The 22853-nt window shown below is 67.7% G+C and carries 21 protein-coding genes and 2 pseudogenes; 10 read left to right on the plus strand and 13 right to left on the minus strand.

The window, feature by feature from the left end:
• Positions 1 to 61 precede the first annotated feature (61 nt).
• The 6 genes from DEU38_RS22690 to DEU38_RS22715 all read right to left on the minus strand — a co-directional run bounded on the left by DEU38_RS22690 (position 62) and on the right by DEU38_RS22715 (position 7179).
• The gene (locus DEU38_RS22690) at positions 62 to 1231 is read right to left on the minus strand and encodes a lipid-transfer protein (RefSeq protein WP_114723656.1); all 1170 of its coding nucleotides are present in this window, start codon (positions 1229 to 1231) and stop codon (positions 62 to 64) included.
• A complete protein-coding gene (locus DEU38_RS22695) occupies positions 1228 to 1650 on the minus strand; it encodes a MaoC family dehydratase (RefSeq protein WP_114723657.1) in 423 nt (140 codons plus the stop codon). Before DEU38_RS22695 ends, DEU38_RS22690 begins: the two co-directional genes overlap by 4 nt.
• The gene (locus tag DEU38_RS22700; protein ID WP_114723658.1) at positions 1651 to 2646 is read right to left on the minus strand and encodes a bifunctional MaoC family dehydratase N-terminal/OB-fold nucleic acid binding domain-containing protein; all 996 of its coding nucleotides are present in this window, start codon (positions 2644 to 2646) and stop codon (positions 1651 to 1653) included. It lies immediately after the preceding gene.
• A complete protein-coding gene (locus DEU38_RS22705; RefSeq protein WP_114723659.1) occupies positions 2643 to 3791 on the minus strand; it encodes an acyl-CoA dehydrogenase family protein in 1149 nt (382 codons plus the stop codon). Before DEU38_RS22705 ends, DEU38_RS22700 begins: the two co-directional genes overlap by 4 nt.
• Positions 3776 to 4849 (minus strand): acyl-CoA dehydrogenase family protein, encoded by a 1074-nt coding sequence (locus DEU38_RS22710; protein WP_114723660.1) that lies wholly within the window; start codon positions 4847 to 4849, stop codon positions 3776 to 3778. The genes DEU38_RS22705 and DEU38_RS22710 overlap by 16 nt, the downstream gene beginning before the upstream one ends.
• 128 nt (positions 4850 to 4977) lie before the next feature.
• On the minus strand, positions 4978 to 7179 hold the full coding sequence (locus tag DEU38_RS22715) for an acyl-CoA dehydrogenase (RefSeq protein ID WP_114723661.1): 2202 nt from the start codon (positions 7177 to 7179) through the stop codon (positions 4978 to 4980).
• A gap of 93 nt (positions 7180 to 7272) precedes the next feature.
• Here DEU38_RS22715 and kstR point away from each other — a divergent pair, with 93 nt between their 5' ends.
• Together kstR and otsB are read left to right on the plus strand one after the other, a co-directional pair.
• Positions 7273 to 7911: a cholesterol catabolism transcriptional regulator KstR gene (gene kstR / locus DEU38_RS22720; protein ID WP_114723662.1), complete on the plus strand. Its 639-nt coding sequence runs from the start codon at positions 7273 to 7275 to the stop codon at positions 7909 to 7911.
• Between the two features lie 68 nt (positions 7912 to 7979).
• Positions 7980 to 10541, plus strand: a complete 2562-nt coding sequence (gene otsB / locus DEU38_RS22725) for a trehalose-phosphatase (protein WP_114723663.1) — start codon at positions 7980 to 7982, stop codon at positions 10539 to 10541.
• Between the two features lie 7 nt (positions 10542 to 10548).
• Here the strand turns inward: otsB and DEU38_RS22730 are convergent, their stop codons facing one another.
• Complete coding sequence (locus DEU38_RS22730; protein WP_114723664.1) at positions 10549 to 11640, minus strand: LacI family DNA-binding transcriptional regulator; 1092 nt, start codon at positions 11638 to 11640, stop codon at positions 10549 to 10551.
• A 180-nt stretch (positions 11641 to 11820) separates the two neighbouring features.
• Between DEU38_RS22730 and DEU38_RS22735 the strand changes: the two genes are divergently transcribed.
• The 7 genes from DEU38_RS22735 (at position 11821) to DEU38_RS22765 (ending at position 16443) form a co-directional block, all read left to right on the plus strand.
• Entirely contained in the window at positions 11821 to 12774 is a 954-nt protein-coding gene (locus DEU38_RS22735) for a metal ABC transporter solute-binding protein, Zn/Mn family (RefSeq protein WP_258558111.1), read from the plus strand.
• Entirely contained in the window at positions 12771 to 13643 is an 873-nt protein-coding gene (locus tag DEU38_RS22740; RefSeq protein WP_114723665.1) for a metal ABC transporter ATP-binding protein, read from the plus strand. The genes DEU38_RS22735 and DEU38_RS22740 overlap by 4 nt, the downstream gene beginning before the upstream one ends.
• The gene (locus DEU38_RS22745) at positions 13640 to 14521 is read left to right on the plus strand and encodes a metal ABC transporter permease (RefSeq protein WP_114723666.1); all 882 of its coding nucleotides are present in this window, start codon (positions 13640 to 13642) and stop codon (positions 14519 to 14521) included. Before DEU38_RS22740 ends, DEU38_RS22745 begins: the two co-directional genes overlap by 4 nt.
• A 204-nt stretch (positions 14522 to 14725) precedes the next feature.
• A complete protein-coding gene (locus DEU38_RS22750) occupies positions 14726 to 15193 on the plus strand; it encodes an SRPBCC family protein (RefSeq protein ID WP_114723667.1) in 468 nt (155 codons plus the stop codon).
• Positions 15190 to 15528, plus strand: coding sequence for a metalloregulator ArsR/SmtB family transcription factor (locus DEU38_RS22755; protein WP_114723668.1), 339 nt, complete (start codon positions 15190 to 15192; stop codon positions 15526 to 15528). The genes DEU38_RS22750 and DEU38_RS22755 overlap by 4 nt, the downstream gene beginning before the upstream one ends.
• A gap of 19 nt (positions 15529 to 15547) precedes the next feature.
• A complete protein-coding gene (locus DEU38_RS22760; RefSeq protein ID WP_114723669.1) occupies positions 15548 to 15991 on the plus strand; it encodes an SRPBCC domain-containing protein in 444 nt (147 codons plus the stop codon).
• Positions 15992 to 16038: 47 nt separating this feature from the next.
• The gene (locus DEU38_RS22765; RefSeq protein ID WP_220181952.1) at positions 16039 to 16443 is read left to right on the plus strand and encodes an amidohydrolase; all 405 of its coding nucleotides are present in this window, start codon (positions 16039 to 16041) and stop codon (positions 16441 to 16443) included.
• A gap of 111 nt (positions 16444 to 16554) precedes the next feature.
• On the opposite strand, the pseudogene DEU38_RS22770 reads toward DEU38_RS22765, so the two are convergent.
• From DEU38_RS22770 to DEU38_RS22790, 5 genes and pseudogenes are all read right to left on the minus strand, one after another.
• A pseudogene (locus tag DEU38_RS22770) lies at positions 16555 to 16727 on the minus strand (IS701 family transposase); the annotation flags it as partial.
• 52 nt (positions 16728 to 16779) lie between these two features.
• Positions 16780 to 17249 (minus strand): annotated as a pseudogene (locus tag DEU38_RS29895) (N-acetyltransferase).
• Between the two features lie 83 nt (positions 17250 to 17332).
• Positions 17333 to 17515: an SDR family oxidoreductase gene (locus DEU38_RS22780; protein WP_114723670.1), complete on the minus strand. Its 183-nt coding sequence runs from the start codon at positions 17513 to 17515 to the stop codon at positions 17333 to 17335.
• A gap of 231 nt (positions 17516 to 17746) precedes the next feature.
• The gene (locus DEU38_RS28665) at positions 17747 to 18166 is read right to left on the minus strand and encodes a hypothetical protein (protein ID WP_181818901.1); all 420 of its coding nucleotides are present in this window, start codon (positions 18164 to 18166) and stop codon (positions 17747 to 17749) included.
• A gap of 745 nt (positions 18167 to 18911) precedes the next feature.
• Positions 18912 to 19553 (minus strand): nucleoside hydrolase, encoded by a 642-nt coding sequence (locus tag DEU38_RS22790; RefSeq protein WP_309473109.1) that lies wholly within the window; start codon positions 19551 to 19553, stop codon positions 18912 to 18914.
• Between the two features lie 1121 nt (positions 19554 to 20674).
• Here DEU38_RS22790 and DEU38_RS22795 point away from each other — a divergent pair.
• On the plus strand, positions 20675 to 22282 hold the full coding sequence (locus tag DEU38_RS22795) for an AMP-binding protein (RefSeq protein ID WP_114723700.1): 1608 nt from the start codon (positions 20675 to 20677) through the stop codon (positions 22280 to 22282).
• Between the two features lie 133 nt (positions 22283 to 22415).
• Here DEU38_RS22795 and DEU38_RS28670 read toward each other — a convergent pair whose 3' ends face one another.
• Positions 22416 to 22847, minus strand: coding sequence for a hypothetical protein (locus DEU38_RS28670; RefSeq protein ID WP_181818902.1), 432 nt, complete (start codon positions 22845 to 22847; stop codon positions 22416 to 22418).
• Between the last annotated feature and the right edge of the window lie 6 nt (positions 22848 to 22853).

Here is a 22853-nt window from a genome sequence, read left to right on the forward strand (position 1 = left end):
CGCGCCGTGCGCCCTTCCGGTAGTTCCGACTGCCGGAAGGGCGCACGGGCGCCGCAGGCGCCTACGCCGTGAGCACGAGTCCCGAGGTGGGAACACCGGTGCCGGCGGTGACGAGCACGTTCTCGACGTCCGGAACCTGGTTCACCGAGGTACCGCGGATCTGCCGCACGCCCTCCGCGATGCCGTTCATACCGTGGATGTACGCCTCACCCAGCTGGCCGCCATGGGTGTTGATCGGCAGGCGCCCGCCCAGCTCGATCGCGCCGTCGGCGATGAAGTCCCGGGCCTCGCCGCGACCGCAGAAGCCGAGTTCCTCGAGCTGCATCAGCACGTACGGCGTGAAGTGGTCGTACAGCACCGCGGTCTGCATGTCCGACGGCCGCAGCCCGGACTGCTCCCACAACTGGTCGGCGACCAGGCCCATCTCGGGCAGACCCGTCAGCCCGTCGCGGTAGTAGCTGGTCATGATGTACTGGTCCGGCCCACTGCCCTGTGCGGCCGCCGCGACGATCGCCGGCTTGTTCGGCAGGTCCTTCGCTCGCTCGGGCGACGTCACGACGACCGCGATACCGCCGTCGGTCTCCTGGCAGCAGTCCAGCAGGTGCAGCGGCTCCGCAATGAACCGCGAGTTCTGATGGTCCTCGAGCGTGATCGGCTTGCCGTAGAAGAACGCGGCGGGGTTGACCGCCGCGTGCTTGCGGTCCGCGACCGCGATACGGCCGAAATCCTCACTGGTGGCGCCGTACACGTGCATGTACCGCTGCGCGACCATCGCGACGAACGACGCCGGCGTCCCCAGCCCGTGCGGGTACGAGAAGGCGTTGTCGGTGCCCGACGAGTTCACCTGCTGCACCAGGCCGGCGTTGACCTGCCCGAAGCGTGCGCCCGAGCGCTCGTTGAACGCGCGGTACGCCACCACGACGTCGGCGACACCGGTGGCGACGGCCATGGCCGCCTGCTGGATGGTGGCGCACGCCGCGCCGCCGCCGTAGTGGATGCGGCTGAAGAACTTCAGGTTCGGGATACCGACCGAACGGGCCACCGCCGCTTCGGTGTTGGTGTCCATTGTGAACGAAGTCAGACCGTCCACGTCGGACGGCTTCAGACCCGCGTCGTCGAGTGCGGCCTGCACCGCCTCCGCCGCAAGCCGGAGCTCGCTGCGGCCCGAGTCCTTGGAGAAGTCGGTGGCGCCGATGCCGACAATCGCGGCCTTCCCGGACAACCCGCTCATGCTCGTGCTCCATCCGAGTCGTCGTTCATCACCAGGGTGACCGTGGACGTGATGTGGTCGCCGAGGCTGTCCTTGCCGACCACCTTGACGGTGATCAGCCCGTCCTCGGCGGCCACCACCTCACCCGAGAGATTCAGCGTGTCGTACGCGTACCACGGCACCCCGAGTCGCAGCTTGATCGACGTGATCCGCGCCCGCGGACCGGCCCAGTCCGTGACGAAGCGCTGCACCAAGCCGGTGTCGGTGAGGATGTTGACGAAGATGTCCTTCGACCCGCGCTGCTGCGCCTTGTCCCGGTCGTGGTGGACGTCCTGGAAGTCCCTGGTGGCCAACGCCGTCGAGACGATGAACGTGGGATCACCGTGGATCGAGAGACCCGGCAGCGTGTCGCCGACGGAGATGTCGAGTGCGCTGGTCATTTACGACTCCTTCACTGGACGCCACGCGTACAGCGTCCAGGGTTCGTTCCCGGTCTCGTCATCGCCCGGGAAGTCGAGGAACTGGGCCTGCACCGGCATGCCGACCGCGACCTCCGACGGGTCGACGTCGCGCAGCTCACCGAGCATGCGCACGCCCTCGTCGAGTTCGACCAGGGCCACCACGAACGGCAGCGACCGACCGGGCACCTTGGGCGCGTGGTGGACGACGAAGCTGAACACGGTTCCGCGGCCGGACGCGACGACATAGTCGGTGGTCTCGGTCTTGTCCTTCCACAGCGCCGGCACCGGCGGATGCTGCAGACTGCCGTCGGGGCGCTGCTGGATCCTCAACTCGTGCGCGGCGACACCGTCCCAGAAGAACTGGGTGTCGCGCGACGGCGTCGGGCGCAGCATCCGCGAGGGATCGAGATCCTCGGGAACGGAAGATGATTCCGGCACCTGCGGCGCCTTGGCGGGCGGCGCGAACTTGAGGATGCGGAAGAGCATCTCGGCGACGATCTCGTCGCCGACCTTCCAGAAGTTGCGGGTGGTGAAGAACCAGCCCTCGCCGAGCCCGGTCTTCTTGGGCCCGACCACGTCCTCGAGGGTCGACTCGATCGTCACCTCCTCGCCGGGACGGAGATAGCGGTGGTAGATCTGATCACAGTTGGTCGCGACCACCGACGTGAAACCGGCGTCGTCGAGGATCTGCGTCATCCGACCCAGCGGGTCGTCCTCCTCGCGCACCGCTCCGAGGCCGCGCATGGTCCATACCTGCGCCATCGCCGGAGGCGCGACGATTCCGTCGTAACCCGCTGCGACAGCCGCATTCTCGTCGACATAGATCGGGTTCTCGTCGCCGATCGCCTCGAGCCAGTTGCGGATCATCGGCATGTTCACCGGATCGCGCCCGGCGCGGGGCTTACTGGCACCCCCGGCCTTGACCTGCTCGGCCCCGGCCAGAATCTGTGCGGTCGAATCTGTCGTATCGGTCATCGCGGCACCCTCGGCAGTCCCAGACCGGCCACCGCGATCAACTCGCGCATGACCTCGTTGACACCGCCACCGAACGTGATGACGACATTGCGCTTGATCTGGACGTCCAGCCAGCGCATCAGCGCGGCGGTCTCGGGATCACCCGGGTCGCCGTGCGCGCCGACGATCTCGTCGGCGATCCGACCCACCCGCTGAATGCGCTCGGTGGCGAAGACCTTGGTGGCCGACGCGTCGGCGATGTCGACGTCACCGGTCGCGGCAGCGACCTGCCAGTTCAGCAGCTCGTTGAGGCGGTACGTCGCGTGGATCTCGCCGAGCCCACGTCGGACGTCCGGCAGCGACAACAGATCCCGCTTCGCGGCCCACTCGTACACCTTCTCGTACAGCCCGGCGACGCGGCCGGCCGGCCCGAGCATGACGCGCTCGTGATTGAGCTGGGTCGTGATGAGCTTCCAGCCCTTGTTCTCCTCGCCGACAAGCATGCTCGCCGGCACCCGGACGTCGGAGTAGTACGTGGCGTTGACGTGGTGCGCGCCGTCCGCGGTGATGATCGGCGTCCAGGTGAACCCGGGGTCCTTGGTGTCCACGATGAGGATCGAGATACCCCGGTGCCGCGATTCGGCGTCGCCGGTGCGGACCGCGAGCCAGATGTAGTCGGCGTCGTGGCCACCGGTCGTGAAGATCTTCTGCCCGTTGACGACATAGTCGTCGCCGTCGCGGACGGCGGTGGTGCGCAGGGCCGCAAGGTCGGTGCCGGCGTCGGGCTCCGAGTAGCCGATCGCGAAGTGCACCTCGCCGGCCAGGATCGCCGGCAGGAACTTGCGCTTCTGCTCCTCGGTGCCGTACGTCATCAGCGTCGGGCCGACGGTCTGCAACGTCACCGACGGCAACGGAACATCTGCTCGCACAGCCTCATTGACGAAGATCTGCTGCTCGATCTCACCGAAGCCGCGGCCGCCGAACTCCACGGGCCAGCCGACGCCCAGCCAGCCGTCCTTGCCCATGCGGCGGATCACGTCCCGGTAGGTGGGGCCGTGGCGTTCGGTGAGCATGATCTCGGCCTCGGCCGGCGAGATCAGTCCGGAGAAGTAGCGGCGCAGTTCCGCCTGCAGCTCACGCTGTTCGGGTGTCAGATCGATGAACACCGGGCCCCCACGAGGTCGAGTCGGTACGAGGCGCCGCCGACGAGACGGGCCAGATCCTTGGCAATGGAGAAGTAGCGGTGCATGGGATAGGTGACGTCGACACCGAGCCCACCGTGCAGGTGGTGCAACGTGCGCATCGCGGCGGGCACCTCGGCCGCGATCCAGTACGCCATCACGTCGAGATCGTCCTCGGAGTCCAGGTCCTCGGACACCCGCCACGTGGACGCCAGCGCCGAGACGTGCAGCGTACGGGACGTGACGTACACATCGGCGATCTGCTGGGCCACCGCCTGGAACGCGGCGAGCGGCTTGCCGAACTGCTCGCGGGTGGTCAGGTGGTCGGCCGCCAGGCCGGTGGCGCCGGCGAGGAGTCCGTCGGCGTACGCGCCGAGGCTCGCGAGCGCGATCCGGTTGAGGGTCGCGACACCGTCGAGTCCGTCACCGAGGACGTCGGCGGACGGCACCCGCACCCCGTCGAGCCGGACCGAGAACTCCGGTCCGCCCGCGGAAGTCGCGCTCTTGGTGAGCGTGACGCCGGGAGCGTCCGGGGCCACCACGACAACGCCGGCGTCGGTGGGCACCAGGATCCGGTATGCGATGTCCGCGAACGGCACCGCGACCTTGTGCCCGGTCACGACGACGTGATCGCCGTCCGCGACCGCGGTGGTGGACGGCTTCGCAGGGAACGCCGAACCCTGTTCCGCGACGGCCGCGGTGAGGATCCGTCCGCCCGCGATTCCGTCGAGCAGGGCGTCCTGCTGCTCGGTGGTCCCCAATGCGAGAACCGGGAGGAGGCCGAAGCCCAACGTGGCGAGCGCCGGAACCGGCGCCGCGCCGCGGCCGATCTCGGTGAGCATGGTCGCCACCTCGGCGACGCCCAACCCGTCACCGCCGAGCCGTTCCGGCACCGCGAGCGAAAGCAGGTCCGCCTTCGCGAGCGCCTGCCACAACTCGGCGTTGAAACCACCGGTGTCGGCGGGATCGGAGTGCTCGCGAGCCAACAGGCCCACGACTATCTCCGCCACCGTTTCCTGAGTCTGATCCTGAGAGAAGTCCACGCTGCCAATCCCGCCTGTGATCTAGAACGTGTTCCTGTTCTATCACCTGCAGGTGAATGACGAAAGGCCCGGCGTGGCGAGAACACGTTCATCACGTTCTCGCCACGCCGGGCCCGGACGGGGAACCGTCAGTCGCGCGGCAGCCCCAGCAGGCGTTCGGCAGCCACCGTGAGCAGGATCTGCGTCGTCCCGCCCGCAATGGACAGGCACCGTGTGTTCAGGAACTCGCGGGTGAGCGGCCCCTCGACCCACCCCGCCTCACCGGCGAGCTCGACGGCGAACTCCGCGACCGCCTGACGGTTGCGGACACCGACGAGCTTGCGGACGCTCGACGCGGGCCCCGGATCCTGGCCGTCGAGCTGGCGCAGCGTGGTACGCAGCTCCAGCAGGGACCCGACGAGCGCCTCGGCGATCAGCGCCCCCAGATGGTCGACGGTCACCGGATCGGGATCGCCGGCCAGCTCGAGCAGTTCCTCGACGGCCTTGCCGAGCGACGACCCACCACTCATCGCGACCCGCTCGTTCGCGAGCGTCGTGCGGGCCAGCTTCCAACCGCCGTTCACCTGCCCCACGACGCAGTCGTCCGGGACGAAGACGTCGTCGAGGAACACCTCGTTGAACAGCGCGTCACCGGTGATCTCTCGCAACGGCGAGATGTTGATCCCGGCGGTACGCATGTCGAGCACGAAGTACGTGATGCCCTTGTGCTTGGGCGCGTCCTTGTCGGTTCGGGCCAGGCAGATCGCCCAGTCCGCCTCGCGGGCCAGCGACGTCCACACCTTCTGGCCGTTGAGCTTCCAGCCGCCGTCGACCTTCTCGGCCGTCGTCCGCAGTGACGCCAGGTCCGATCCCGCACCGGGCTCGCTGAACAGCTGGCACCACGTGATCTCACCGCGCAACGTCGGCAGTGCGAACCGCTCGATCTGCTCGGGGCTCCCGTGCTCGAGAACCGTCGGCACGGCCCACCAGCCGATCACGAGGTCGGGGCGTTCGATGCCGGCCGCGGCCATCTCCTCGCCGATGAGGATCTGCTGGGCCGCCGACGCGCCGCGTCCGTACGGGCGCGGCCAGTGCGGTGCCGCGTAGCCCGACTCGGCGAGCGCCACCCGACGCTCCGACTCCGGGACGGCGGCCAGCGCGGTCACCTCGTCGCGGATCGCGGCACGCCCCGACTCGGCCTGCGGATCGAGCTCGGACAGGTCGATCGTGAGGTGCCGGCGGGCGCCCTCCCGCGTCAGGTCCGCGACCCGCGCGCGCCACACGTTGCTGCCGCCGAGGATCTGCTTGAGCGAGACCGCACGCCGCAGGTAGAAGTGCGCGTCGTGCTCCCACGTGAACCCGATGCCGCCGAGGACCTGGATGCAGTCCTTGGCCGTCTGCACCGCGGCGTCGAGCGCGATCGACGCCGCGACCGCGGCCGCGATCGGCAGTTCCGAGGTTCCGGCGCCGCCCGTGTCCGGGTCCGGCAGGGCGTCCTCGGCGGCGACGGCCGCGTCCCACGCGACCGCGCGCGCTTGCTCGACACGGCACAGCATCTCGGCGCACAGGTGCTTGATCGCCTGGAACGAGCCGATCGGCTTGCCGAACTGTTCGCGGATCTTCGCGTAGTCGACCGCGGTCCGCAGGCTCCAGCCCGCGACGCCGGCGGCCTCGGCGGCCGCGAGGGTCGCGGCGAGGTCGCGCACCAGTCCCGGAGCGACACCGCTGACGATGCGATCGGCGGAGACAGCCACACCCTCACAACGGACCCGGGCGGTGCCGCGGCTCTTGTCGAGGATGTCGAGCGGCTCGACGGTCAGCCCCGGTGCCTCGCCGTCGACGAGGCACCACACGGTGCCGTCGGCGGAGTCGCCGGAACGCGCCGACACCAGCACCGCGACACCCGGCTCGCCGCCCAGCGCGTTCCCGGCGTCGCCGGTCAGGACCAGACCGCCGTCGGCGTCCGGGACCGCGGAGACCGCGGGACCGTCGACGACGACCGCACACGGCAACTCGCCCTCGGCGATCTGCGCGGCCCACTGCTTCGCCACGGCGCCGTCGGCGCGCCCGAGGACCAGCCCCGCGAGCGCGGTCGGTAGAACAGGACCGCCCACCAGTTCCGTGGCCGCCTGCTCCAACATCGCGGCCAGGTCGACCACCTGTCCGCCGACCCCACCGACGGACTCCGGAACGCCCACGGCGAACAGCCCCAGGGATGCCACCGAGGGCCACGTACGACGCCAGAAATCCGCAGGTCCTTCACGTAAAATGGTCAGTGGGGCCGCGGAGCGGGCCCACGCCTGAATCGACTCCTGGACGGCCCTCTGCTCGTCGGTGGTGGCGATTGTCACAACGTCTACCCGCCTCTCATAGATGACATTTTCATCTAGAACGTGTTCTAATATGCTCGGCCGTCAAGAGTCAAGGCGTGAAGGAAACTGTCGATGACCACCTCATCCCGATCCCGTTCTACAGGGGGCACGGTCACGACCCTCAGCGAGGACGATCTCAGCTCCAACGCTCAGCGCGAGCGCCGCAAGAGGATCCTCGATGCGACCCTCGCACTCGCCTCCAAGGGCGGCTACGAGGCCGTGCAGATGCGTGCCGTCGCCGAACGCGCCGACGTCGCGGTGGGCACCCTTTACCGATACTTCCCGTCGAAGGTGCACCTGCTGGTGTCCGCCCTCGCGCGTGAGTTCGAGCGGATCGAGTCCAAGGGCAAGATCCCCCCGGGCCGCAGCCCGCTCGAGCGGATGCAGCTCATTCTCGGCCAGATCACCAAGGCGATGCAGCGCGACCCCCTCCTCACCGAGGCCATGACCCGGGCGTTCATGTTCGCCGACGCGTCGGCGGCCGCCGAGGTGGACCAGGTCGGCAAGCTCATGGACACGCTGTTCGCGCGGGCCATGACCGACGGCGAACCCACCGAGGACGAGCTCGCGATCTCCCGCGTCATAAGCGACGTGTGGCTGTCGAATCTGGTGGCCTGGCTCACCCGCCGCTCGTCGGCCACCGACGTCGCGAAGCGCCTGGAACTGACCGTCGAACTGCTCCTCGGCGACGGGTCCCGGACACCCGTGTGACCCGGTGTGGCAGCCGGCACTTCGAGGGCGGCGCGCCAGCGCGCCCGTAATCGCTTAGGTTTGAACCTGTGAGCGCTCTGGATCTGCCGATCGAACTCCGCCGAGCCCTGGCCACCGTGGCACGGACACCCCGCCTGTTGGTGGCGTCCGACTACGACGGCACGATGGCGCCCATCGTCTCGGATCCGGAGAAGGCGTACCCCCACGCCGAGTCCGTCCGGGCCCTGCGTGCGCTGGCCGGACTGGCCGCCACCACGGCCGCCGTGATCTCGGGTCGCGCGCTCAAGGACCTCGCGACGCTGTCCCGGCTGCCCGCCGAGGTCCAGCTGGTCGGCAGCCACGGCTCCGAGTTCGACGTCGGGTTCGTGCACGCGATCGACGCGAATGCCCGCAAGCTCCTGGGCGAGGTCACGTCCGAGCTGTCCCGCATCGCGGACCTGCACCCCGGCGTCACCATCGAGACCAAGCCGGCCAGCGCCGCCCTGCACGTACGCAACGCCAGCCCCGAGGCGGGCGCCAAGGCGCTCGCGGCCGTGCACGCCGAGGCCGCCCTGTGGACCGGCGTACAGGTCACCGAGGGCAAAGCCGTCATCGAACTCGCCGTCGTCGCGACCGACAAGGGCAACGCGCTCGACATCCTGCGTCACCAGGAGGCGGCGACGGCCGCCGTGTTCTTCGGCGACGACGTCACCGACGAGAAGGCGTTCGACCGCCTGCAGGGTCCCGACATCGGCATCAAGGTCGGCGAGGGCGACACGCTCGCCGAATACCGCGTCGACTCCACCGAGGACGTGGCCGCGGCGCTGGCGTTCCTGCTCGAGGAGCGCCGGACGTGGCTGTCGGGCGCGGACGCGCCGCCCATCGAGCGGCTGACGATGCTGGCGAGCCCCCGCTCGGTCGCGCTCATCACGCCCGACGCCAACATGACGTGGCTGTGCCACCCCGAACCGGATTCGGCCGCGGTGTTCGCACACCTGCTCGGCGGCACCGAGGCCGGCCACTTCAGCGTGGGCCCCCAGCGCGAGGCGCTGCCGCTGAGCCAGCAGTACCTCGACGGCACCATGACCGTGCAGACCCGCTGGGCCAGCCTCACGGTCACCGACTACCTGCCGCACGACGTCCAGCCGAGCCGCACCGACCTCACCCGCGTCATCACGGGCCGCGCGAAGGCGGTCGTCAGCTTCGCACCCCGGCCGGAGTTCGGTCAGGTTCCCGTGCAGCTGGAGCCGGACGCCGACGGGCTCCGGGTCTCCGGCACGAGCGAGCCGATGGTGCTGCGCTCCCCCGGCGTGCACTGGGACATCACCACCGACGGCACCCAGCAGACCGCGCTCGCGGTCGTCGACCCGTCGCAGGGCCCCATCGTTCTCGAACTACGTTGCGGCACCGAAGATCTGGGACCCTCACTGCTGTCGGAGCCGGAGCGCCGGGAGATCGCCGAATCGTACTGGCGAGACTGGGTGAACACGCTCGACCTGCCGCCGCTCAAGCCGGATCTGATGAAGCGATCGGCGCTCACCCTCCGCGGGCTGGTGCACGCGCCGAGCGGGTCGATCCTCGCCGCCGCGACAACGTCGTTGCCCGAGGAGATCGGCGGCGTCCGCAACTGGGACTACCGCTACTGCTGGCTGCGCGACGCGGCGCTGACCGCGTCTGCGCTGGTGAGCCTCGGGTCGCTCGAGGAGGCCGAGAACTATCTCGAGTGGGTGCACGGAGTGCTCGAGACGCTGCACGGCCCGGAGCGGCTGCACCCGCTCTACACGCTGTACGGAACCGGCCTGCCGCCGGAGGCGGTCATCGACTCACTGCCCGGCTATGCCGGATCCCGTCCGGTGCGCGTCGGCAACGCCGCGAATCAGCAAGTGCAACTGGACGTGTTCGGCCCGATCGTCGATCTGGTCTCCAACCTGGCGCTGGCCAGGCAGAGGAAGGGCATCACCGGGGACGACGCACTCACCGACCGCGACTGGGAACTCGTGTCCGCGATGGTCGAGGCGGTCGAGCGGCGCTGGAGCGAACCCGACCACGGCATCTGGGAGATCCGCGACAACCCCCGGCACCACGTGTACTCGAAGGTGATGGGCTGGCTCACCATCGACCGCGCGCTCACGCTGGCCGAGAACTTCGGCCGGGAACCCGGCAAGAACTGGGCGGCGCTGCGCAGCGAGATCTGTGAGGAAGTGACCGAGAAGGGGTGGAACGCGGACGTCGAGTCGTACACCGCCGCCTACGACGGCACCGACCTGGATGCGGCCACGTTGTTCATCGGACTGTCCGGGCTGATCGACCCGAAGGACGAGCGGTTCGCCGCGACGGTCGTCGCGACGGAGGCCGAACTGCGCAGCGGCTCGACCGTGTACCGCTACCACCACGACGACGGGCTGCCCGGCACCGAGGGCGGCTTCCACCTGTGCGCCGCGTGGCTGGTGGAGGCGTACCTGCTGATCGGTCAGCGGTCGGACGCCGAGGCCCTGTTCAAGCAGTTGGTGAACGCCGCGGGACCGACCGGACTGCTGGCCGAGGAGTACGACCCCGTCGCCGAACGCTCACTGGGCAACCATCCGCAGGCGTACAGCCACCTGGGGCTGCTGCGGTGCGCGCAGCTGCTCAGCGCGGACATCACGGGCTGAGCACCGGTCAGGGCTCGGGCGGGGAGGCCGCGGTGTGGCCGCGCAACAGCTCCGTCTCGAGCATCTCGACCGTGGTGACGCCCGAGTCCGAGCCGGACAGCAGCAGCGCTCCCGCGCGCCTGCCCTTGTCCTCACCCGGCTGGCGCACCGTCGTCAGACCCTCCCGGAGTGCGTCCTCGACACCGTCGAATCCGGTGATCGACAGGCGTCCGGGGACGTCCACACCCTCGCAGCGCGCCCAGTCGAGTGCGCCGAGGGCGAGGACGTCGGTGGTGCACACCAGCGCGGTGATGCGCGGATTGACCGCCAAAGCCTGTGCGGCAGCGGAATATCCGTCCTGAGCCGTGTGCTCGTAGCGTTCGACGACCGTGAGCGCCTCCGGATCGAGTCCCGCCGCCTGCATGGCGTCGTGGATGCCGAGGATTCGCTCGCGCTGGACGTGGAAGTTCGACGCCTGCAGGCGTCCGCTGTCCACGACCTCGTCCGAGCGGTCCCGCCCCAGACGCATGCAGAGCACACCGATCTCCTTGTGGCCCAATGAGATCAGATAATCAGCGACCTTACGCATGGCACCACGGTCGTCGATGCCGATGAGCGATGCGCCCGGCATCTCGCGCGGCTGATCACAGATGACGGTGGGCAGGTGCCGTTCCCGCACCGCTGCCAGGTAGGGGTCGTCGGCGGCGACCGAGTATACGACGAATCCGTCCACGCCGGCCTGCTGGACCACCGCCGCGGCTTCCACCTCGTCGCGGCCGGGGCCGGCCGGGATGAGCAGCAGGCCGTAGCCCGCCTCCTCGCACGACTCGGTGAGTCCCGCGAGGAAGCTCATCGCCGCAGGATCCCGGAAGGAGTAGCTGAGCGCCTCGGTGAGAAGGAGGCCGACAGCGCCGGCGCGGCGGGTCCGCAGCGAGCGGGCCACCGGGTCGGGGCCCGGGTATCCGCGACGCTTGGCCGCGAGCAGCACACGTTCGCGGAGTTCGGCCGAAAGCTGGTCGGGACGGTTGTAGGCATTGGAGACGGTCGTCCGCGAGACCTTCAGCTCGGCGGCGAGCGACGCCAGAGTGGCTTGGCGGCGTGGCTGTCGAGACCTTGGCATAACGGGACGGTAGCGGTTCGGAGGCCGCACGGCGAACTCGGACGCACCTCACATACCACCTGGAGGGACGCGACCTGCAAACTTCCGCTAAAGTGTAAACGGAAACGGTTACCAATAACGTTAAGGGCCCGCCACCGGGCCACCCGATCATCCGATTCGTGACCAGGAGTAGTTGTGCGCATGTCCGGCATGTCCAATGCCTTACGTTCCGCCGCGGCGGCCATCGGGGTGACCCTCGCCGCGGTGACACTGACGGCGTGCGGCAGCTCCCCCGGGTCCGACGGCCAGATCCGCGTCGTCGCCTCCACCAACGTGTGGGGCAGCGTGGCGCAGGCCGTCGCCGGCGACCGCCTCGAGGTCACCTCGATCGTCACCGAACCCTCGGCCGATCCGCACTCGTACGAGGCCAGCCCGGCCGACGCCGCCAAGATCAGCGATGCGTCGCTGGTGATCCTCAACGGCGGCGGCTACGACCAGTTCGTCGAGGACATCATCGAGTCCACCGGCTCCAAGCCCACCGTCGACGCGTTCGACCTCTACGAGGAGCGCACCGGCCCGCACGCGACCGAGTCCGACTCCGAGCACGCGGGCCATTCGCACGGCTCGGTCAACGAGCACGTCTGGTACGACATCCCCACGGTCTCCGCGACCGCCAACGCGATCGCCGCGGAGTTGGGCAAGCTCGATCCCGAGGGCGCCGACGTCTACACCGGCAACGCCGAGGCGTTCCGTGCGCAGCTGCGCCAGGTGTCCGAGACGTCCGCCGGCATCGCGGCCGCACACCGCGACGCTCCCGTCGCGCAGACCGAGCCGATCGCCCACTACCTGCTGCAGGCCGCCGAACTGAAGGACCTCACGCCGGAGGCCTTCACGAGCGCCGTCGAGAACGGCACCGATCCGGCGCCGGCCGCGATCGCCGAGACACGGCAGCTGTTCACCGACAAGAAGGTCCGCGTGCTGGTCTACAACTCGCAGACCGAGGACAAGGTCACCCGCAACATGCGCGAGACAGCCGAGAGCGCCGGCATCCCCGTCGTCGAGATCACCGAGACCCTGCCCGAGGGCACGGACTTCGTGCAGTGGCAGGCACAGACCGCGCAGTCGCTGGCCGACGCCCTGAACTCCGGATCATGAGCACGGTGAGCACCGCGGCCGGCGCGGTCGCCGCACCCGCCGTCGAACTGCGCGACGCGCGGTTGTCGTTTGGTGAACGCACGCTGTGGTCGGGCCTGGACCTGACGATCGAGCAGGGCGAGTTCGTCGCTGTCCTCGGCCCCAACGGCTCCGGCAAGACCTCGCTCATGAAGATCCTGCTCGGCCAGCTCGCACCCACCTCCGGCACCGTGCGGATCGCCGGGACCCCGGCGAGGACCGGTAACTCGCACGTCGGCTACGTCCCGCAGCAGAAGTCGCTCGACGAGGGACTGCCCCTGCGCGGTCGCGACCTCGTCGGCCTCGGCTACGACGGGCACCGCTGGGGTACCGGGCTGTTCGGCCGGGCCGAGCGGCGCAAGGTCGTGGACTCCGCGATCGCGCAGGTGGGTGCCCAGTCCTATGCGGACGCCCCGATCGGGTCGATGTCCGGCGGCGAGCAGCAGCGGCTGCGGATCGCGCAGGCCCTCGTCGGCGACCCCAAGGTGCTGCTGTGCGACGAACCGTTGCTGAGCCTGGACCTCGCCAACCAGCACCGCGTCTCCGAACTGATCGATCGGCGTCGCCGCGAACACGACACCGCGGTGCTGTTCGTGACCCACGAGATCAACCCGATCCTGCCCCTCGTCGACCGCGTGCTGTACCTCGTCGACGGCCAGTTCCGGATCGGCACCCCCGCCGAGGTCATGACCTCCGAGGTCCTGTCCGAGTTGTACCGCACCGACGTCGAGGTGCTGCACGTGCGCGGCCGCCTGGTGGTCGTCGGCACCGGCGACGCGATCGACGCGCTCGGCAGCGGCGGCGGACCCCGCCCCGGCGAGGGCGTCCACCACACCGAGGACCACGCATGAGCAACAAGTTCACTGAGGCGATGTCGCACATGTTCGACTTCTCCGCCACCGCGGATCTGCTGCGGTACGACTTCGTCCAACAGGCGCTCATCGCGGGCGCGATCCTCGGCCTGCTCGCCGGCGTGATCGGTCCGCTGATCGTGAGCCGGCAGATGTCGTTCGCGGTGCACGGGACGTCGGAACTGTCGCTGACCGGCGCGTCGGCCGCCCTCCTGATCGGAGTCGGTGTCGGTATCGGCGCCGTCGTCGGATCCGTCGTCGCCGCAGTGCTGTTCGGGTTGTTGGGAACCAAAGCGCGTGAACGCGATTCGGTGATCGGCGTCATCATGGCCTTCGGACTGGGCCTGTCGGTGCTGTTCCTGTGGGCATACGACGGCCGCACCGGCACCAGCTTCTCACTGCTCGTCGGACAGATCGTGGCCCCCGGCAACTCCGGCCTGGCGCTACTGCTGGGCTGCGCCGTCGTGGTGATCGGCACGCTCGCCGTGATCTACCGCCCACTGCTGTTCGCGAGCACCGACCCCGATGTGGCCGCCGCGCGCGGTGTCCCGGTGCGCGGCCTGTCGATCGTGTTCGCCGTCCTGGTCGGCATCACCGCCGCCCTCGGTGTCCAGATCGTCGGCGCACTGCTCGTCATGGCGCTGCTGATCACCCCGGCCGCCGCGGCCGGGCACGTCACGGCGAGCCCACTGCGGGCCACGGTGCTGGCGGTCCTGTTCGCCGAACTGGCCGCAGTCGGCGGCATCCTGCTCTCGCTCGCACCCGGCGTGCCCGTCTCGACGTTCGTCACCGCGATCTCGTTCGTGATCTACCTGGTGTGCCGGGCGATCGGTGCGTCACGGCGCCGATCCGCCGGGCGGGTACTCGTCACTGCGTGATCGCGGGTGCGACGTTCCCGTAGTGCCGGGTGTTGCAGTTGCCCCGGATGGCCAAGTCATCCGGGGCACGTGTACTCCACCTCGGCGATCCGGCCCTGCGGTAAACCATCCGACCACCAGAACAAAGCGCAATGATTGGTTGCGCATACGGCCCGCGGCCGGATACCCTCATGTGCAACCAAACGTTGCGATAGAGGAGACGGCATGGAGTACGGACGAATCGAGCGCTCGATATACGTCGAAGCCGAGCCCGACGTGGTCTACGAGGTCATCAGCAGTCCCGAGCACCTGAAGGAGTGGTGGCCCGACGAGGTCGTCGACCTGGAACCGGTCCCGGGCTCCGTCGGCGAACTCGTGTGGGGCGACAGGACCTCCCCCGACGGACATGTCGCCCCGATCACGGTGATCGACGCTCAGCCACCCCGACTGTTCTCCTTCCGCTGGGTTCACCCGGCCGACGAGGCAGCGGCCCCCGGCAACTCCCTGTTGGTGACGTTCGAGCTCGTCCCCTCGGGAGAGGGCACGACGGTCCGCATGACGGAAACCGGCTTCCGTGAGATGGGTTGGGAGATCGCTGTTCTCGAGGAGCAGTACAACTCGCACATCGAGGGATGGGACCGGCATCTGCCGCGCCTCGTCGAGTACATCAGCCGTCTGGGTGCGAGCCGATGAACTCCGTTGTCGACGACGGGCTCTGGTCCGCGATCGGGGACCCGACACGGCGACGAATGCTCGACCTGCTGCTGGCAGACGGCGAGGGGACGGCGACCAGTCTCAGTGAGCAGCTACCCGTGACCCGTCAAGCTGTCGCGAAACACCTCGGAGTTCTCGACCGCGTCGGTTTGGTGCATGTGACGCCCGCGGGCCGGGAGCGGCTCTACCGGGTCGATGACGCACAACTCGCCCGCGCCGTAGAGCAGCTCAATGCCGTCGGGTCGACATGGGACGCCAGGCTGCAGCGCATCAAGCGGATCGCAGAAGCAATCCAACGCAACAGACAAAAGTGAGAAGAGAGAGGGACTCGAGATGGTTGACATTCTGCACAGGGTCGGGATCAAGTCGCCTTCCGTCGACGATGTCTATGCGGCGTTGACGACGGTCGACGGGCTTGCCGGCTGGTGGGCCAGCGACACAGACGGAGACGCGAACGTCGGAGGGACACTCCAGTTCCGCTTCGGAGCAGACGGTTTCGATATGAAGGTGATCGAGCTCCAGCCCGCGAAGCGAGTGCTGTGGGAGGTGATCGAAGGGCCCGAGGAATGGGTCGGCACCCGAGTGGTGTGGGACCTCCGACGCGACGGCGACTACACGGTCGTCCTCTTCACACACGAAAGGTGGAAGGAACCCGTGGAGTTCATGCACCATTGCAGCACCAAATGGGCACTCTTCCTGATGAGCCTGAAGGCGATGGTCGAAACCGGCACGGGCGCACCAGATCCTCGGGACGTCAAGATCGACAACTGGAACTAGATCCCGCCTCCTGGACGGGGCTTCCGACGGACGAAAGGTGAGCGCTCGTGGCGAGCCGAGTCCCACTCTTCGATGCCCCCTTCCATGTGATCGACAGCCGCTTCCCGCTGTTCGAGAACAACGGGTTCATACCCGAGGTCTTCACCGTCGCCCAGTACCGGGACCGCACCGCCGGTTTGCCGGTCGTCGGCGGCGCCGTCGTCTCCGGGTCCGTCCAACGGTTCGACCAGAGCTTCCTACTCGACGCCCTTACCCAGCTCGGTCGAGGTTTCGTCGGAGTCACCCAGGTCGCGCACGACCTACCCGACAAAGAGATCATCACGCTCGCCGAGCGCCGCGTCCGTGGTGTGCGATTCAAACCTGCGCCGCGGCGGATCCGCAGGTCTCGAGCACCTAGTACTGCAACGACAGTTTGTGATGTTGGTATTTGTAGTGGCTGGCGCGGGCTCTGACCTGGCTGGCACGGGGCCAGTTCGACCAGTGCCAGACGTGGATGAGGGCGTGGCGCACGGGGCAGGCGACGCGGTTGAACAATCGCCGTATCTCGTTGATTGTCAGAGGGATTAGATCTTTGGCGCCGGTCGGATATCCCCTCATCTCGAGCGCCGCGGCGCAGGATCGTCAGGAAGGCTGCCGCGGCCATCGACAAGGTGATGTGCCGGTACCGGACCTGGTAGTGGTCTAGGCCGACCTCGTTCTTGGTGGTCTGGAAGCACTCCTCGATCGCCCAGCGTGCGATGCGGGATCGACGCCAACAGTCGCCAAGAACCAGACAGGATCCACGGGCCTCAGCCCTCCAGTCGCTTCGTCCGTGAGTGCAACGCGTGATGACGTGCGCCCCAAACATTCGGACCACCGTCGGGAAGTGTCACACTGCCTGTCACCTCGAACCCGAGGTGTTCGTAGAACCTGGCGTTGGATTGCGACGATGTCTCCAGGTATGCCCGACTTCGGCTCGGTCTCCGTACAACCCGGTGACTTGGTCCGCGATAGATCTGAACGCCGCATCCAGTCCGGTCGACGACGGCGTGGTCCATACCGCTACCGCGGTAACGTCATCGGACACCCACACTTTCCCGCACTGCATGCCGATTTCGGTTAGGAACAGTCGTTGCAACGAACGGACATGGCTCTCGTGATCACGTGAATCGACGGTGTGGCGGGTGAACGGGTAGTCGGCAAAGGCATCCCCGAGGGTCTTTACAGCCTTGCCGGTGTCTGCCTCTGCCCCCTGCCTGATCGTGAAGGTTCTGGCCACGCGCTATAACACTACCGAGCCGACGTTCGGGCTGGATCAGCGCCGGGATTGACTTTCTGAAGTGTGCCGAGTGTGACGGCGCCTCAGAGAACCATAGGCCCGACACAGCCGGTGCCGCCCTCATTCACGAGCTCCGGTGGAGGGGTCCGCCCCGGCGTGAGGCCACCGTCAACAAGGAGAATGTGCCCGGTGACGTAGCTCGCCTTGCCTGAACCTAGGAACAGGACGGCCTCGGCGATCTCTTCCGGGGTGCCTGCCCAGTGCATGGGCTAACGTTGAGACTTCCCGGTGGTGGTAGCGCTCAGGTTTCGGAACGAACGTTGGCGCGCAAGCTCCGCGCGACCCGACTCTTCTCAACCTCGCCGACACCGTCGGCACACGGTACGAGCATTCGGTTCTAGGTCGTACTGCAAGCAGGATCGAAGCTGCCGTTGAAACCGTCATCGGGCAGGGCGTGTGCACCGCCGACCTCGGCGGAACCGCATCCACTGCCCGATTCATCGACGCGGTGGTCGCCGCGATTGCGCATCCACCTGACGCTGACGGCCGGCCCGAACACCACGCTCAAGAAGTTCACGCTTCGCCGCACCGATCGCGGCGTCCGCCGCCTTGCGTGTCATCGTCGACCGCGCCAGGAAACGCGGCTGGAAGTCCTCCACCGCGATCAGGTCATGACATTCGACAACGTGCTTCGCCCACACCCTGCTGTCGTGCTGGTTCTGTCGCGCCGCCTTCTTGTGCAGCTTCGTCGCCTCCCGCCGCGCACGCAGGTAGCCCCGCGACTGCCGCCCCCGCCGACCGGTGTGGCGGCGGGCCATCTTCCGCTGCACATTCGCCAGCTCCGCCGCGCAGCGTTTGCGGTGCCCGAGATACGGCAGATCGAACCCGACATCGGTGGTGGTCGCCGTCGTAGTCACACCTCAATCAACACCGATCCCACCCACCCCCTCCGGCACGGAAGGGGGCGCCGCGGCGGGCGACGAACGAGGCATACCAAGGGCCGAGCGCATCCCGCGTGAGCCGGACACTGGTCGGGTCCGACGGCAACTCCCGCGACCACACCACCGGCACCGAGACGCCCTTCGGCAACACCGGCCATCACGGATCCTGAACCCGCGGCGCGTGTACTCCAACGACAACAGCTCCTTCTTGCGGTTCTTGAACGTCGGCCGGCCGCGACCCTTCACCGTGACCGACTGCTCGAGTGCCTGTGCGTACGTCCGCAACATCTGCTGCTGCGCGACCTGCGACCCATCGCGCAACTACACATTGTGGGACCGCGCCGCCGTCAACAGTTTCGACAACTTCCGGAACAACGGTCTACCGCCCGACTTCTGCTGGTGGACAGCCTCATTACACAAAATCCCGCACCGACGCCAATCACCGGTCGGCACCCGCCGCGCCTGATGCCCGGCCCCAACCGGTAGCTGTACCACACCACCTCCCCCACACCCACCAACCTAACCCACCCCACCGACGGAAAACAGGACCCGCGCTTTCCCACCCCCCGTGAACAAAGCAGTATCCACGCCACACATCAGATGATCGCCGCGCACCTCGCAGGTGCGTCCGCCGGCCAATGTCCATTAGAGACATTTGTTGCACTGCAATACATCTCTAGCGATGAGGCTGCAGATCGAGCCGCGATCGGTGGATCCAGGTTCAGAAGCCCGCGAGCGTCCTGTTGATCCGTGTACGGACAGCCTCGTAGTCGATCTCGGTGACAACGCGGTGCACCGCGGCCGACTGCGTCCCACCAGGACTCAGACCCCACCAGCTCGCACGACCATCCGCCGACCACTCGACGACGCCGGTCGCCTCCTCGCTGGCAAGGATCACTGCCGGGTCGAGCATCACCGCTGCGGCCACACCGTCGTGCGAGGTGTAGATCGGATGGTCGACGTCGTAGGTACTCGTGCAGTACATGTGGTAGTCGGCGGTAATCGCGTGCACGAACCGGGCGATCTTCGTGGTCCCCGCCAGCTCCCCCGACTCAGTCCACGGCATCTGGAGGCGGCCGGTGACATCCATTCCCACCCAGGTGACAGGGCCCGGCGCGGACGCAACCCGAGCGGCGGCTACGGGATCGTAGTTCGTGTTCGTATCTCCCTTGGCGAGGAACGTCGGCAGCGTCGCCGCGACCTCACCGCGGCGGTCCGCCGCGCCCATCCCGCCAATGATCGTCACGGACCGGAACCGCTGCAGAGCCGTTGGGTCACGGTCGACGGCGGCAGCGAGATTGGTGAGCGGGCCGAGGCACAGCAGATCGGCCTCGCCAGGAGGGTCGTGGCTAATGCGGAGCAGTTGGTCGACGGCCTACTCACAGCTCACGTGTTGCCCTGCATGCGGGCGCAGACCACAGTCGCCAAAGCCATCGGCACCATGGAGCGAAGGTGCCGATGGTTGCGGGCCGGGCCTCGGACTACCCATACACCGGGATGTCGGTACAACCGGAGGCAGCAAGAACCGTCAACATCGTTAGCGCGTCGTCGACACCGGTGCCGGAATCGACGAGGACCAAACGAACATCAGTAGCGCCTGTCGACTGGTACCTCTCCCCTTACACAACGCGGCGCCTCCCAATTGTGGAGGGTGATCAGCCATCCTGGATGTTGGTTGTGCCGGCCGCCCATGGCGAGCAGGTGGACACACAGCGGACCGACTCGACGTACCAACCCGGACGCCCCTCCCGAGCCGTAGATCACGGTCCCGATCAGAAAGACCTGTGAGGCAATCGTTCTGGGTTGGGTCCTGGTCTCAGGAGCGGCCAGCGGTCGCATTGGCCCACGATGCCCACAACGATGACGGCGTTCAGTCAACCCAATCCGAATGACCGGCGTCGAAGGTAGGAAGACCCAACGCCTCGCTGTGCGAGTCACGACGAGTTACGTTGCGAGCCGGTTCATCCGAAGAGAATGGCGACTCATACGAAAGGGACATGCCTGTATTGCATCCGGGCGGTTCGGCGCTGCCTGGTGCTCGGTCCGAGCTGCCGGGAATCGACAGGAAGATGCCGTGAAAGTCGTCCGGCATCAGCACTTTCCGGTAATCGCAGCGAACGCGATCCGGAGGATCGCATCTTCCTGCCAGATAGCGGGATCAGCGTCCGGCACCGACTAGAACGGGTTTCAGCAATCGTTCGGATTCAGGGAGCCAGGCGTGGATTTCACACCCACCGATGTGCAGCGGGAGATACCCGACCTCATCGCGCAGGTGCCGGACAAGGTGCGCGATCAGGGACAGATCGACCTGGATCCCCACATCGGATACGACGTACCTGTTGGGCCGCGTTGGCCAAGCCCGGGCTCCTTTCGTTGGCGCTGCCGACCAGGCCGGGCGGGAGATCCGCTGGGCATCGCCGAAGCTTCGGCGGTGCTACACCAACGGTGCCCCGACCCCAGAGACGTCTTATGAAAGGAATCATGATGCAGTTCAACCTCGCCGATGTCTTCGAATCGGTCGCCGCGGCGGTCCCCGACCGCGTCGCATTGACGTACGAGGGCCAGCATCTCACCTACTCCGTCCTGGACGCCGAGGCTAACCGGACCGCCAACCTGCTGACGAAGGCCGGTGTCCGGCAGGGCGACCACGTGGCCCTGTTCCTGAAGAACAGCATCGAGCACGTGACGTCCGTCCTCGGACTGATCAAGATCCGCGCGGTGCCGATCAACGTCAACTACCGGTACACGCCGTCCGAACTCGAGTACATCTTCACCACCTCGGACTCGGCCGCGGTGGTCGTCGAACTGCCCGAGCATCAGCGCACGCTGGCCGATCTACTCGACCGCTGCCCGCTGGTCCGGACGGTGCTCGTCATCGGCGATCCGATGGTGGAGTTGCTCGCGGCGGCCGCGGCGCGCTCGATCACGGTGGTCCCGTTCTCCGACGCACGCGATCTGCCGACCACCGCCGAGTTCCCCGCCCGTTCGGGCGACGACGTGTACGTGCTGTACACGGGCGGAACCACCGGGTACCCGAAGGGCGTCATGTGGCGCCACGACGACTTCTTCCGTAAGCCGCTCTCCGGCGGCAACCCCTACGGCGAGGACACCCGGCAGGATCTCGCGGAGGTCGCCGCTGCAGCAAAGGAATTCCGCGACCTGGCGTTCCTCATCGCCGCACCGTTGATGCACGGCGCCGGGATATACTCGCTGTTCACCTTCTTCACGCTCGGCGCCCGCGTGGTGCTCATGCGCGACTTCGACCCGAAGAAGGTCGTCGAGGCCATCGAGAAAGAACGATTGCAGGTGATCCTGATCGTCGGTGACGGCATGGGGTTGCCACTCGTCGACGAGATGGAACGACGCAAGGGCAAGGTCGACTTCAGTTCGCTCTTCTCGATCACGTCGGGCGGAGCGATCTGGTCGGTCGGCGTTCGCGAGCGGATGCTCGCGGTCAAACCGGAACTGTTGTTGCGGGACAACTTCGGCGCCTCGGAGTCCGGGAATGACGGCGCCTTCACGGTCGACGAGGACGGCAATCTCCGCATGGCGTCCTCGCCCAACATGATTCTCGTCGACGAACGGCTCGAGGAGATTGCGCCGGGGACCGACGAGATCGGGTACATCGCCCGCATCGGCTCCGTCCCCCTCGGTTACTACAAGGACGAGGAGAAGACAGCCCGCACCTTCCCGGTCCGCGCCGACGGCACCCGCATCTCGGTCCTCGGCGACATGGGCCGGCTGGAGGCCGACGGCACCATTGTCTTCCTCGGACGCGGCTCACAGTGCATCAACACCGGCGGCGAGAAGGTGTTCGCCGAGGAGGTCGAGGCCGCGCTGCACGCGCACCCGTCGATCGCCGACGCCCTCGTCGTGCCCAGGCGCGACGAGCGGATGGGCCAGCAGGTGGCCGCGGTGATCGCGACCTACCCCGATGCACCCGAACTGACGGTCGACGAGGTCCAGGAGCACTGCCGCAAGACGTTGGCCGGCTACAAGATCCCCCGTGCGATCGTGCTGGTCGACGAGGTCAAGCGCACCCCCGCCGGCAAGGCCGACTATCGCTGGGCCACCGAGACGGCCTCAGCCTAGCCGGTTGGTGAGCACTACATATTTCGCGACCTCGGGTCGACGGCTGCCCACACTGGTCATTCTGCTCGAGGACACCGGCAGACGCTACGGCCTGCAACCATGTGCGAGGGCGTCGGCATGGAGAACGCCATCGTCATCGAACGAATCTGAACCACAAGCACATCCGGGAGAGAAGCGCATGACTGTAACGGACAGCGTCGCACTTGTCACCGGCGGCGCCACCGGCCTCGGTCTGGCCACCGCCAAAGAACTCGGCGAACGCATGCCGCTTCGCCGCGAAGCGGCATCTCCTAGCGGCCGCGATGGTCGCGCCGAACGACATTCTCGCCGACGGCTGGCCGAGAAGCGCGAGTCGGGCCGGAAAGACCGCGGGCTCGGGTCGGTTGTCGAACGTGTCGTCGATCTCCGCACGCGGCACATGAAGGCTTTCCAGCGTGGCGAGAACTTCGCCCGCCTCGAGGTCGGATCGTAGACCTCCGACGATCCCTACGCGCGCGACACGCTCGACGAGCGTTCTGCCGCCAACCGGACAGCGTTGTTCGAGCGGCGGCGGACCCTTACCCACCACGGC

Origin of the sequence: Rhodococcus sp. AG1013, from assembly GCF_003350365.1 — a bacterium.
Lineage (GTDB): Bacteria > Actinomycetota > Actinomycetes > Mycobacteriales > Mycobacteriaceae > Prescottella.

What these genes read in the sequence shown, in the direction of transcription:
- DEU38_RS22690 (WP_114723656.1), bottom strand. Translation starts at nt 1,231, where the DNA reads ATGAGCGGGTTGTCCGGGAAGGCCGCGATTGTCGGCATCGGCGCCACC.
- DEU38_RS22695 (WP_114723657.1), bottom strand. Translation starts at nt 1,650, where the DNA reads ATGACCAGCGCACTCGACATCTCCGTCGGCGACACGCTGCCGGGTCTC.
- DEU38_RS22700 (WP_114723658.1), bottom strand. Translation starts at nt 2,646, where the DNA reads ATGACCGATACGACAGATTCGACCGCACAGATTCTGGCCGGGGCCGAG.
- kstR (WP_114723662.1), top strand. Translation starts at nt 7,273, where the DNA reads ATGACCACCTCATCCCGATCCCGTTCTACAGGGGGCACGGTCACGACC.
- DEU38_RS22730 (WP_114723664.1), bottom strand. Translation starts at nt 11,640, where the DNA reads ATGCCAAGGTCTCGACAGCCACGCCGCCAAGCCACTCTGGCGTCGCTC.
- DEU38_RS22735 (WP_258558111.1), top strand. Translation starts at nt 11,821, where the DNA reads ATGTCCGGCATGTCCAATGCCTTACGTTCCGCCGCGGCGGCCATCGGG.
- DEU38_RS22740 (WP_114723665.1), top strand. Translation starts at nt 12,771, where the DNA reads ATGAGCACGGTGAGCACCGCGGCCGGCGCGGTCGCCGCACCCGCCGTC.
- DEU38_RS22745 (WP_114723666.1), top strand. Translation starts at nt 13,640, where the DNA reads ATGAGCAACAAGTTCACTGAGGCGATGTCGCACATGTTCGACTTCTCC.
- DEU38_RS22750 (WP_114723667.1), top strand. Translation starts at nt 14,726, where the DNA reads ATGGAGTACGGACGAATCGAGCGCTCGATATACGTCGAAGCCGAGCCC.
- DEU38_RS22755 (WP_114723668.1), top strand. Translation starts at nt 15,190, where the DNA reads ATGAACTCCGTTGTCGACGACGGGCTCTGGTCCGCGATCGGGGACCCG.
- DEU38_RS22760 (WP_114723669.1), top strand. Translation starts at nt 15,548, where the DNA reads ATGGTTGACATTCTGCACAGGGTCGGGATCAAGTCGCCTTCCGTCGAC.
- DEU38_RS22780 (WP_114723670.1), bottom strand. Translation starts at nt 17,515, where the DNA reads ATGCACTGGGCAGGCACCCCGGAAGAGATCGCCGAGGCCGTCCTGTTC.
- DEU38_RS22795 (WP_114723700.1), top strand. Translation starts at nt 20,675, where the DNA reads ATGCAGTTCAACCTCGCCGATGTCTTCGAATCGGTCGCCGCGGCGGTC.